General features: G+C 69.2%; 11 protein-coding genes. 9 read left to right on the forward strand and 2 right to left on the reverse strand.

What is annotated here, in order from left to right; genetic code table 11:
* Positions 1-457: M20/M25/M40 family metallo-hydrolase (locus tag A5707_RS19995; RefSeq protein WP_156657716.1), on the forward strand; the 457-nt coding region annotated here is incomplete at its 5' end.
* Here A5707_RS19995 and A5707_RS20000 read toward each other — a convergent pair.
* Positions 442-2,583: an ATP-binding protein gene (locus tag A5707_RS20000; protein WP_065016176.1), complete on the reverse strand. Its 2,142-nt coding sequence runs from the start codon at positions 2,581-2,583 to the stop codon at positions 442-444. The two genes, A5707_RS19995 and A5707_RS20000, sit on opposite strands and share 16 nt — an antisense overlap.
* 46 nt (positions 2,584-2,629) lie before the next feature.
* On the opposite strand from A5707_RS20000, the gene A5707_RS20005 reads away from it, so the two are divergent.
* The 7 genes from A5707_RS20005 to A5707_RS20035 all read left to right on the forward strand — a co-directional run bounded on the left by A5707_RS20005 (position 2,630) and on the right by A5707_RS20035 (position 8,258).
* Positions 2,630-3,181, forward strand: a complete 552-nt coding sequence (locus A5707_RS20005; protein ID WP_065016177.1) for a TIGR00730 family Rossman fold protein — start codon at positions 2,630-2,632, stop codon at positions 3,179-3,181.
* A gap of 185 nt (positions 3,182-3,366) precedes the next feature.
* On the forward strand, positions 3,367-5,124 hold the full coding sequence (fadD6, locus tag A5707_RS20010; RefSeq protein WP_419866454.1) for a long-chain-acyl-CoA synthetase FadD6: 1,758 nt from the start codon (positions 3,367-3,369) through the stop codon (positions 5,122-5,124).
* 129 nt (positions 5,125-5,253) lie between these two features.
* Complete coding sequence (gene folP / locus A5707_RS20015) at positions 5,254-6,078, forward strand: dihydropteroate synthase (RefSeq protein WP_156658185.1); 825 nt, start codon at positions 5,254-5,256, stop codon at positions 6,076-6,078.
* Complete coding sequence (locus tag A5707_RS20020) at positions 6,075-7,019, forward strand: glucosyl-3-phosphoglycerate synthase (protein ID WP_065016180.1); 945 nt, start codon at positions 6,075-6,077, stop codon at positions 7,017-7,019. Before folP ends, A5707_RS20020 begins: the two co-directional genes overlap by 4 nt.
* 29 nt (positions 7,020-7,048) lie before the next feature.
* A complete protein-coding gene (locus A5707_RS20025) occupies positions 7,049-7,363 on the forward strand; it encodes a DivIVA domain-containing protein (RefSeq protein ID WP_065016181.1) in 315 nt (104 codons plus the stop codon).
* The gene (locus tag A5707_RS20030) at positions 7,360-7,935 is read left to right on the forward strand and encodes a DNA-3-methyladenine glycosylase I (RefSeq protein WP_065016182.1); all 576 of its coding nucleotides are present in this window, start codon (positions 7,360-7,362) and stop codon (positions 7,933-7,935) included. Before A5707_RS20025 ends, A5707_RS20030 begins: the two co-directional genes overlap by 4 nt.
* Before the next feature lie 155 nt (positions 7,936-8,090).
* Positions 8,091-8,258 carry a DUF3117 domain-containing protein gene (locus A5707_RS20035; RefSeq protein ID WP_003406247.1) on the forward strand — a complete coding sequence of 56 codons (168 nt, stop codon included), beginning with the start codon at positions 8,091-8,093 and terminating at the stop codon, positions 8,256-8,258.
* Positions 8,259-8,268: 10 nt separating this feature from the next.
* On the opposite strand, the gene glgA is transcribed toward A5707_RS20035, so the two are convergent.
* Positions 8,269-9,432 (reverse strand): glycogen synthase, encoded by a 1,164-nt coding sequence (gene glgA / locus A5707_RS20040; protein WP_065016184.1) that lies wholly within the window; start codon positions 9,430-9,432, stop codon positions 8,269-8,271.
* Between the two features lie 125 nt (positions 9,433-9,557).
* On the opposite strand from glgA, the gene glgC reads away from it, so the two are divergent.
* On the forward strand, positions 9,558-10,772 hold the full coding sequence (glgC, locus tag A5707_RS20045) for a glucose-1-phosphate adenylyltransferase (RefSeq protein WP_065016183.1): 1,215 nt from the start codon (positions 9,558-9,560) through the stop codon (positions 10,770-10,772).
* Positions 10,773-10,860 lie beyond the last annotated feature (88 nt).

Raw genomic sequence — 10,860 nt, forward strand, 5'->3', positions numbered from 1 at the left:
CTATCAGGCTCGCCACGTCGACATCGACGGCTGCACCTACCGTGAGGGCCTCTCGGCGGTACGCATCGACGGCGGCGTGGCCGGCAATGTCATCCCCGATGCGGCGTCGGTGACGGTCAACTTCCGGTTCGCCCCCGACCGCTCGCCCGACGCCGCGCTGCAACACGTGCACGAGGTGTTCGACGGGCTCGAGGTGGATATCGAACAGACGGACTGCGCCGCCGGCGCGCTGCCAGGTCTGGGCAAGCCCGCCGCCAAGGCGCTGGTCGAGGCGGCCGACGGGCAGGTCCGGGCGAAATACGGCTGGACCGACGTCGCGCGGTTCGCGGCCCGCGGTATCCCGGCGGTCAACTACGGCCCTGGCGACCCCAACGTGGCCCATCGCCGCGACGAGCGGGTACCGGTCGAGCAGATCACCGCCGCCGTGGACATGCTGCGCCGCTACCTATCCAGCTGAGCGCGCTTGGCCTGCGCGGCGCCGTCGGCGGCTGCCGGATGAAACCCCGCATCGGCCAGGTCGGCGGACACGTCGGCCAGCGCGGCCGGATCACCCGCTGCCAGCGCGCGGGCGTGAGCCAGCGTGAGCCGGCCAAGCACACAGTCCACTTCGAGCGCGAGGCGCTCGGCGCGATACACCGCGCTGGTGTCGCCGAGCCGGGCGGCGTCCTGCAGCGCCCGAAGCGCGATCGCCGACTGCCCGCCGCGTTCGGCGGCCTGCACAGCTTCCCGGGCGGCGACGATGGCGCCGGTGGTGTCGCCGCGTGTCGCCTTCGACCATGCCTTGGCCAAGGCCAGCTCCGGAGCGAACAGCGCCGACTTCAGACCGTGCCGCGACTCGGCTCGGCTGAAAGCCTTTGCCGCCGCAAGCTGTTCGCCTTGCTGGCCCAGCGCCTGGGCGAGCAGGGACAGCGACAGCGGGCCCCACGAATAGCCGGTGCGCTCCAGCGTGGCCGCCGCGGGCTCCAGCAGCGCCACCGCAGTGTCGAAGTCACCCTGGGCAATCGCCACGTACCCGACCAGCACCTCGCCGATCGCCCGTCCCGGCTGCTGCAGCTCGGCGAAATCGGTATGGCGCTGCGCCAACGAGCGCGCCGCGTCCAGCCGCCCGGCCATCAGCAGCGCCGTGACTCGGGCTAACCCGCTGGTGAACCTCAACAAGCCCGGGTGCTCGGCGGCCACCGCGCGGGCGGCGAGCGCCTCGACGTCGCCGAAGCGGCCGATCCGGGCCGAGCACAGTGCCGCAGCCGAAGCCGCCCACCCGATGTCGCCGGCATGCGGGGAAGCCAGCACCTCGTCGGCCAGGCGCAAGGCGCGCAGCGGCGTACCCGCATTCATGGCAAAGGTGGCCGCCAGCCCGTCGATCATCGCCCGGGCCGCCGCCGCTGTGATCCGGTTGCGGGTGGTCTGCAGGAACGTGGTCGCGCGTTCCGGCTCGCTGAGCATCCAGAACTGGTTGGCCGCCCGCGGCAGCGCCCAGGCCATCAACTCGGTCTCCGACAACGTGTCCGGATCGACTGCGGCCAGCACTGCGCCGGCCTCCCGCCCCCGGCCCTGCCACGCCAGCGCGTAGGCCAACGCCAACCGCGCCGGCAGCCCGGCGCCGCGGTCGACCGCCGACCCGGCCAACCGGGCGGCCAACGGCAGGTCACCCAGCCGCAACGCCTCCTGTCCAGCCGCTACCAGCTCGTCGACCGGCTGCGGCGCATCACTGTCCACCGCCAGCGACGCCAACCGCAGCCGGTCGCTGACATGGGTCGACGGTTGCCGCGACAGCACCGCCACCACGTCGGTGCGCAGTCGTCGCACCCCCTGGCTGCCCAGAGCGCTCAGCGCACGTTCGGCGAACAGCGGGTGAGCGGTGTATACGACAGGATCCGCGCTCTGGCCGCCGCGCACCCGGGTCTCGGCCCCGCCGAGTTCGACGGCCTGCTCGACAGCGCCGTCGTCGGTCAGCGCGGTGAGGTCGGTCAGCGCCAGCGGCTCTTGGACCGCGAGATAGTCGAGCACCGAGCGGGCGCCGGCGGGCAGCTCGTCGAGGTAGGCGTCGACCTCGGTGGAGGACGTGGCGCCGGCGGGTGCCTCGATGTCGATGCGCCCGAGCAGGTTGTCGGTCCACAGCGCGGCGATCGCCAGCGGGGCGGCGTCGGCGCGCGCGGTGACCACCATCCGGGCCGCCCCGGCCAGAGCCAACTGGTAGACCAGCGTGGCCGAGAGGACGTCCAGGTGATGCGCGTCGTCGACGACCAGCAAAAGGTCGCTCTCCTGCGCATCGCGGGCCAGCGATTGCCGCGCCGCGCGCAACAGAGCGGCCGGTTTGCCGATGTCGGCGATCTCGATCAGATGGCTGAAGGCACCGAACGGCACGACGCGCTCGGTCGGGGTGCCGGTCACCCACTGGGTGAGCGTGGCCGGGTGCTGTTCGACGGCATGCTCGGCGGCCAACCGGGCCAACGTGGACTTGCCGATACCGTCGGGCCCCAGCACCACCGCCCCCGACTGCGCCCCGGGAACGTCGCGGTCCAGTGCCGTTTTCAGCTGGTCCAATGCGGCCGCGTGTTGGGGGACGTTCCACCGAATCGGCACCGCCGGATTTTACGGTGCCCGGCCACCGCCGGATAGCCTTTCCGGCATGGGGCGGTCCGGAGCGTGGGCGGTGTGCGTGTATTGCGCTTCGGGACCGACGCACCCCGCATTGCTGGCCCTGGCCGCCGAGGTCGGTGAGGCGATCGCGGAGCGGGGCTGGACGTTGGTGTGGGGCGGCGGAAACGTGTCGGCGATGGGAGCCCTGGCCACCGCGGCCCGAGCCCGCGGCGGCTGGACGGTCGGGGTGATCCCCAAGATGCTGGTCCACCGTGAACTCGCCGACACCGACGCCGACGAGCTGATCGTCACCGACACCATGCGGGAGCGCAAACAGGTCATGGAAGACCGCGCCGACGCGTTCCTCGCCCTGCCGGGCGGCATCGGCACGCTCGAGGAGCTGTTCGAAACCTGGACCGCCGGCTACCTCGGTATGCACGACAAGCCCGTGGCGATGCTCGACCCGAGCGGGCACTTCGACGGGCTGCGGGCCTGGCTCTACGGGCTGGTCGATACCGGCTACGTCGCTCAGGCCGCGCTGGACAAGCTGGTGGTGGTCGACGAGGTGAGCGCAGCCCTAGACGCCTGCGCACCCGGCTGAGCACGCCGGGACCACCTCGCGAGCGTGAAGCCAGGTTCACGTTCGTCGACGAGCGTGAACTCAGGTTCACGCTGGGCTAGGTTGGATGGCCCGGCTCCTCCTCAGACCGCTCCGCGGTCTGCATCGTCACCGGGCTAGGCTTGCCGCCAAGTTCAGTGGGAATGGCGAACCTAGAGAGGTGCCACGTGTCCGAAGTCGGGCTAGTCGATATCGCAAGCCGGGTGCCCGGCCTCCTAGCCGACGTGCCGGTGATGGTGCGCGGCGCGCTGACCGGGCTGCTGGCCCGGCCCACGTCCAAGGCGTCCATCGGCAAGGTGTTTCAGGACCGGGCCGCCCGCTACGGCGACCGGGTCTTCCTCCGATTCGGTGACCAGCAACTGACCTACGCCGAGGCCAATGCGACGGCCAACCGCTACGCCGCAGTGCTGGCCGCCCGCGGTGTCGGCCACGGCGACGTGGTCGGGATCGTGCTGCGCAACTCGCCCAACGCGGTGCTGATGATGCTGGCCGTCGTCAAATGCGGCGCCGTCGCGGGCATGATCAACTACCACCAGCGTGGCGAGGTATTGGCCCACAGCCTGGGCCTGCTGGACGCCAAGGTGCTGGTTGCCGAGTCCGACCTGGTCGACCCCATCAGCGAATGCGGCGCCCCCGGCGCCGAGCCGCTGACCATCGAGGAACTGGAGCGGCTGGCCGCCACCGCGCCCACCGCCAATCCGCCGTCGGCCTCGGCAGTGCTGGCCAAGGACACCGCCTTCTACATCTTCACCTCCGGCACCACCGGTCACCCCAAGGCCAGCGTGATGACCCATCGGCGGTGGCTGGCCGCGCTGGCCGCCTTCGGTGGACTGGGCCTGCGGCTGCACAGCAGCGACACGCTCTACAGCTGCCTGCCGCTGTACCACAACAACGCCTTGACGGTCGCGGTGGCGTCGGTGATCAACTCGGGGGCGACGCTGGCGCTGGGTAAGAAGTTCTCCGCGTCGCAGTTCTGGGACGAGGTGATCGCCTACGAGGCGACGGCGTTCATCTACATCGGCGAGGTCTGCCGCTATTTGCTCAACCAGCCACCCAAGCCCACCGACCGCGCACACAAGGTGCGGCTGATCGCCGGCAACGGCCTGCGCCCGGAGATCTGGGAGGAGTTCACCACCCGGTTCGGCATCGAGCGGGTCTGTGAGTTCTACGCCGCCAGCGAGGGCAACACCGCGTTCATCAACATCTTCAACGTGCCCAAGACGACCGGGATCTCGCCGCTGCCGCTGGCCTACGTCGAGTACGACCCCGACACCGGGGCCCCGCTGCGCGACGAGAACGGCCGGGTGCGCCGGGTCCCTCCCGGTGAGCCCGGACTGCTGATCAGCCCGGTCAACAAACTGCAGCCGTTCGACGGCTACACCGACCCTGCTGCCAGCGAGAAGAAGTTGGTGCGCAACGCTTTTCGTGAGGGCGACTGCTGGTTCAACACCGGCGACGTGATGAATCCGCAGGGCATGGGACATGCCGCGTTCGTCGACCGGCTTGGCGACACATTCCGGTGGAAGGGCGAGAACGTCGCCACCACCCAGGTGGAAGCGGCGCTGGGCCTCGACTCGTCGGTCGAGGAATCCGCGGTCTTCGGCGTGGAAATCCCGCGCACCGGCGGTCGCGCGGGGATGGCCGCGGTCAAGCTGCGCGACGGCGCCGAGTTCGACGGGAAAGCGCTGGCCGGCACCCTCTACAAGCAGCTGCCGGGGTATGCGCTGCCGCTGTTCGTCCGAGTGGTGGAGTCCATGGAGCACACCACGACCTTCAAGAGCCGCAAGGTGGATCTGCGTGAGCAGGCCTACGGCCCCGGCATCGAAGACCCGCTGTACGTGCTGGCCGGCCGCGACGACGGCTACGTACCGTTCTACGACGACTACCCCGACGAGGTCGCAGCCGGTAAACGACCGCACGGCTAGCGGCGCGTCAGTCGAGACTGTCGGGGGTGTGGTTGCCCTGAGCGCAGTCTCGGTGAGCAGGGCGGGCACCATAGACGGGTGCAGTCAACACTGTGCGGCCGCCCGGTCGCGGCCAACCGTCCGCTGATCATGGCGATCGTCAACCGCACCCCGGATTCGTTCTACGACCGCGGGGCCACGTTCAGCGACGACGCGGCTAAAGCCGCCGTGCACCGGGTCATCGCCGACGGGGCCGACGTCGTCGATGTCGGCGGCGTCAAGGCCGGGCCGGGGGAGCGCATCGACACCGAAACCGAGACCACCCGGGTGGTGCCGTTCATCGAGTGGCTGCGCGAGACCTATCCCGACCAGCTGATCAGTGTCGACACCTGGCGTTCCACGGTGGCCAGACGGGCCTGCCGGGCGGGTGCTGACCTGATCAACGACAGCTGGGGCGGCGTCGACCCCGAGATGCCCGACGTGGCCGCCGAATTCGGCGCGGGCCTGGTCTGTTCACACACCGGCGGCGTCTCCCCGCGCACCCGGCCCTTCCGGGTCAGCTACGGCCTGAGCACCCGCGGCGTGGTCGACGACGTGATCGCTGAAGTCACCGCCGCCGCCGAACGAGCCGTCGCCGCCGGGGTGAAGCGCGACCGGATACTGATCGACCCGACCCACGACTTCGGCAAGAACACCTTCCACGGGCTGGCGTTGTTGCGTCACGTGGATGATCTTGTGGAGACTGGCTGGCCGGTGTTGATGGCGTTGAGCAACAAGGATTTCGTCGGGGAGACTCTGGGCGTGGATCTGACGCAACGGCTGGAGGGGACCCTGGCCGCCACCGCGCTGGCCGCCGCGGCCGGCGCCCGGATGTTTCGGGTGCACGAGGTCGGCCCCACCCGGCGGGTGCTGGAGATGGTGGCATCGATTCAAGGGCGGCGCCCGCCGACGCGCACCGTGAGAGGACTGGCATGACAGAGCTGGTCGATCTCGTCGGCGACGGAATCCTGGCGGCGCTGCCCGGTGACACCTGGCTGCCCGACCGCAGCTGGAGCCAACCCAAAACGGTCGGCGAACTGGTGGCGGCAAAAGGCGGCCGCAGCATTTCGGTGGTGCTGCCCGCCCTCAACGAGGAAAGCACCATTGAATCGGTCATCGACAGCATCTCGCCGGTGCTCGGCGGGCTGGTCGACGAGCTGATCGTGCTGGACTCCGGCTCGACCGACGACACCGAGATCCGCGCCATCGCCGCCGGCGCCCGCGTCGTCACCCGCGAACAAGCGCTGCCCGACGTCGCCCCGCGTCCCGGCAAAGGTGAGGTGCTGTGGCGTTCGCTGGCGGCCACCAGCGGCGACATCGTCGTGTTCGTCGACTCCGACTTGATCGACCCGCACCCGATGTTCGTGCCGTGGCTGGTCGGTCCGCTGCTCACCGGCGACGGCATCCACCTGGTCAAAAGCTTCTACCGGCGGCCCTTCAACACCGACGGCACCGGCGGGGGTCGTGTCACCGAACTGGTGGCGCGACCGCTGCTCGCGGCGCTGCGGCCTGAGCTGGGCCGGGTGCTGCAGCCGCTGGGGGGCGAATACGCGGCGACACGGGAGCTGCTGATGTCGTTGCCGTTCGCGCCGGGCTACGGGGTGGAGATCGGCTTGCTGGTCGACACCTACGACCGGCTGGGTTTGGACGCGATCGCCCAGGTCAACCTCGGCGTACGGGCACACCGCAACCGGCCGCTCGCTGAGCTGGGCCCGATGAGCCGGCAGGTGGTGGCCACGCTGCTGTCCCGCTGCGGCATCCCCGATTCCGGGGTGGGCCTGACGCAGTTCTTCGTCGACGGTGACGGGTTCAGCCCGCGCACGTCGCCGGTGTCGTTGTCCGACCGCCCGCCGATGAGTACGTTGCGGCCGCGCTGAGAAGGCCGGGATAAGGCAGGATCGGTGACGTGGCGTTGGTGTTGCTGTATCTAGTGGTGCTGATCCTGGTGGCGATTGTGCTGTTCGGCGTGGCCAGCATGCTGTACGGCCGCGGCGAGCAGCTGCCGCCGCTACCCGGGGCGACAACCGCGACGGTGCTGCCGGCGTCCGGTGTCACCGGAGCCGACGTCGACGCGGTGAAGTTCAGCCAGGTGCTGCGCGGCTACAAGACCAGCGAGGTCGACTGGGTACTGGACCGGCTCGGCCGGGAGCTCGACCAGTTGCGCGGGCAGCTCGCCTCGGTGCAGGCCGGACAAGCCGACGCCGAGAAGGACCCCGAGTGATCGACGACGGGCGCAGCCGCTGCGGCTGGGCGATCGGGGACCTCTACCGCGACTACCACGACAACGAATGGGGCCGGCCGCTGTATGGCCGGGTGCCGCTGTTCGAGCGGCTGAGCCTGGAGGCGTTTCAAAGCGGGCTGTCCTGGCTGACCATCCTGAAGAAGCGGGAAAACTTCCGGCGCGTCTTCTCCGGTTTCGACATCGAGGCCGTCGCCCGCTACACCGATGCCGACGTGGCCCGGCTGATGACCGACGAATCCATCGTGCGCAACCGCGCCAAGATCGAGGCGACGATCGCCAACGCGCGCGCCGCCGTCGACGTTGATATTTCCGACCTGTTGTGGTCGTTTGCGCCGCCGCCGCGACCCGCGTCGCGAAGACCCGCCGACTCTTCTGAAGTGCCGTCGACGACTGCGGAATCCACCGCGATGGCCCGAGAATTGAAGCGGCGCGGATTCCGGTTCGTGGGACCCACCACCGCCTACGCCTTGATGCAGGCGACCGGGATGGTCGACGACCACCTGCGCACCTGCTGGGTGCCGTCGACGGGCGGGTTAGACACGCCCGCGTAGGCCCGCAGCCGGGTCTTGTACACCCCGTCGGTGTCGATAGGGAACAATAGGGGAGTGAATTGGCAGTTCAGCGCTGGATATGGGAACGGCGGGGCGTATCCGGCGTCGACCAGGTCCGTGACGGCGGGCCAGCTCGAACCTGGAGGGAGCACTCGATGGCGGCGATGAAGCCCCGGACCGGTGATGGTCCGCTGGAAGCGACCAAGGAGGGGCGCGGCATCGTGATGCGGGTACCGCTGGAGGGCGGTGGCCGACTCGTCGTGGAGCTGACGCCCGACGAAGCCGCCGCACTCGGCGACGAACTCAAAGGCGTCACCAGCTGAGCGCCCGCCGCTAGCTACCCACCTTTTGATAGATCTCCAACGTCTGCTCGGCGATCTGCGCCCAGGAGAATTCCGCGATAGCCCGCTGCCGCCCGGCCTGTCCGTAGCGCTGCGCCCGCTCGGGGTCGCCGACCAACGCGTTGACCGCCTCGGCCAGGCGGCGCTGGTAACCGGCTGAATCGTCTGGGTCGTAGTGGACCAGCGAGCCGGTGACCCCGTCGGCCACCACCTCGGGTATCCCGCCGACATCGGAGGCCACCACTGCCGTCGCGCAGGCCATCGCTTCCAGGTTGACGATCCCCAACGGCTCGTACACCGACGGGCATACGAAAACCGTTGCTGCCGAGAAGATTTCACGAAGCTTCGGGATGGGAAGCATTTCCCGGACCCAGAACACGCCGTGGCGCCGCTGGGCGAGTTCGGCGACGGCCGCCGAGGCTTCAGCGGCGATCTCGGGGGTGTCGGGCGCGCCGGCGCACAACACCACCTGCACCTCGGGACTGAACCGGTGGGCGGCGGCCAACAGGTGACCGACGCCCTTCTGCCGGGTGATCCGCCCGACGAACGCCACAGTGGGCCGCCGCGGGTCGACCCCTAGTTCGGTCAGCAGCGACTCGCCCGGTTCCGGCTCGGCGGGATACCACACGTCGGTGTCGATACCGTTGTGCACCACATGCACCCGGGACGGATCCAGTGCCGGATAGGTGGACAAGACGTCGTCGCGCATCCCAGAGCTGACGGCGATCACCGCATCGGCTGCGCTGACGGCGGTGCGTTCCACCCAGGACGACAGCCGATAGCCGCCGCCGAGCTGTTCGGCCTTCCACGGCCGCAACGGTTCCAGCGAATGCGCAGTCAGCACATGCGGAATGTCGTAGAGCAGCCCCGCCAAGTGCCCGGCCAAGCCGGTGTACCAGGTGTGGCTGTGCACCACGTCGGCGTCCACGGCGGCGTTGGCCATCACCAAGTCGGCGGACAGCGTCGCCAGGGCCGGATTTGCGCCGTGTAGCCGCGAGTCGGGCTGGTAAACGAACGCTTCCGACCGGGGCGCACCCATACAGTGCACGTCGACGCGGCACAGGTTGCGCAGTTGCGCGACCAGTTCGGTGACGTGCACCCCGGCGCCGCCGTACACCTCCGGGGGATATTCCCGAGTCATCATCGCCACCCGCATACCCCGCACGGTAACGGTTGCGGCGCGTGGCGCCGAGCCAAATACCTTGACAGACAGCCCGTCCACGCAGGCCAATCAGGCGATTGACGTGGCAGCGGTGTTCAGCGGCCGATAGGTTTGAAACCATGAGGGAAGCGCCACACGTGCTGGGCATCGTCCTGGCCGGCGGGGAGGGCAAGCGGTTGTATCCGCTGACCGCAGACCGGGCCAAACCCGCGGTTCCCTTCGGCGGCGCCTACCGGCTGATCGACTTCGTGCTGTCCAACCTCGTCAACGCCCGCTACCTGCGGATCTGTGTTCTCACCCAATACAAGTCGCATTCGCTGGACCGGCACATCTCACAGAACTGGCGGCTGAGCGGCCTGGCCGGCGAGTACATCACCCCGGTTCCGGCGCAGCAGCGGCTCGGCCCGCGCTGGTACACCGGCTCCGCCGACGCGATCTACCAGTCGATGAACCTGATTTTCGACGAAGATCCGGAATACATCGTGGTTTTCGGAGCCGACCACGTCTACCGGATGGACCCCGAGCAGATGCTGCGATTCCACATTCGCAGCGGGGCGGGCGCGACGGTGGCCGGGATCCGGGTGCCGCGCGCGGAGGCCACCGCATTCGGGTGTCTGGACGCCGACGAGTCGGGCCGCATCCGCAGCTTCGTCGAGAAACCGACCGAGCCACCGGGCACGCCCGATGATCCTGAGGCCACGTTCGTCTCGATGGGCAACTACATCTTCACCACCAAGGTGCTCATCGACGCCATCCGCGCCGACGCCGAAGATGACCACTCCGACCACGACATGGGCGGTGACATCATTCCGCGGCTGGTGTCCGACGGGATGGCCGCCGTCTACGACTTCTCCGACAACGAGGTGCCCGGTGCCACCGATCGCGATCGGGGCTATTGGCGCGACGTGGGGACGCTGGACGCCTTCTACGACGCCCACATGGACCTGGTATCGGTGCATCCGGTGTTCAATCTGTACAACCGACGCTGGCCGATTCACGGCGCAACGGAAAACCTGGCGCCGGCGAAGTTCGTCAACGGCGGCTCCGCGCAGGAGTCGGTGGTGGGCGCGGGCAGCATCATCTCGGCGGCCTCGGTGCGCAATTCGGTGCTGTCGTCGAACGTCGTCGTCGACGACGGCGCGATCGTGGAGGGCAGCGTGATCATGCCGGGCACCCGGGTGGGTCGCGGGGCGGTGGTGCGCCACGCGATCCTGGACAAAAACGTGGTCGTCGGCCCGGGCGAGATGGTCGGGGTGGACTTGGAGAAAGACCGCGAACGCTTCGCGATCAGTGCGGGCGGAGTCGTCGCGGTGGGCAAAGGCGTCTGGATCTAACCCCCCTTCTCCCGCGAGCGTGCTCAGTGTCATCGTGAGGGCGCTGCGTGCGGCGTGTCTGCGTGACGGTGGCCGTGTCGTGGTGGTT

The sequence above is a fragment of the Mycobacterium kyorinense genome (assembly GCF_001672775.1).
GTDB classification, from domain to species: domain Bacteria; phylum Actinomycetota; class Actinomycetes; order Mycobacteriales; family Mycobacteriaceae; genus Mycobacterium; species Mycobacterium kyorinense_A.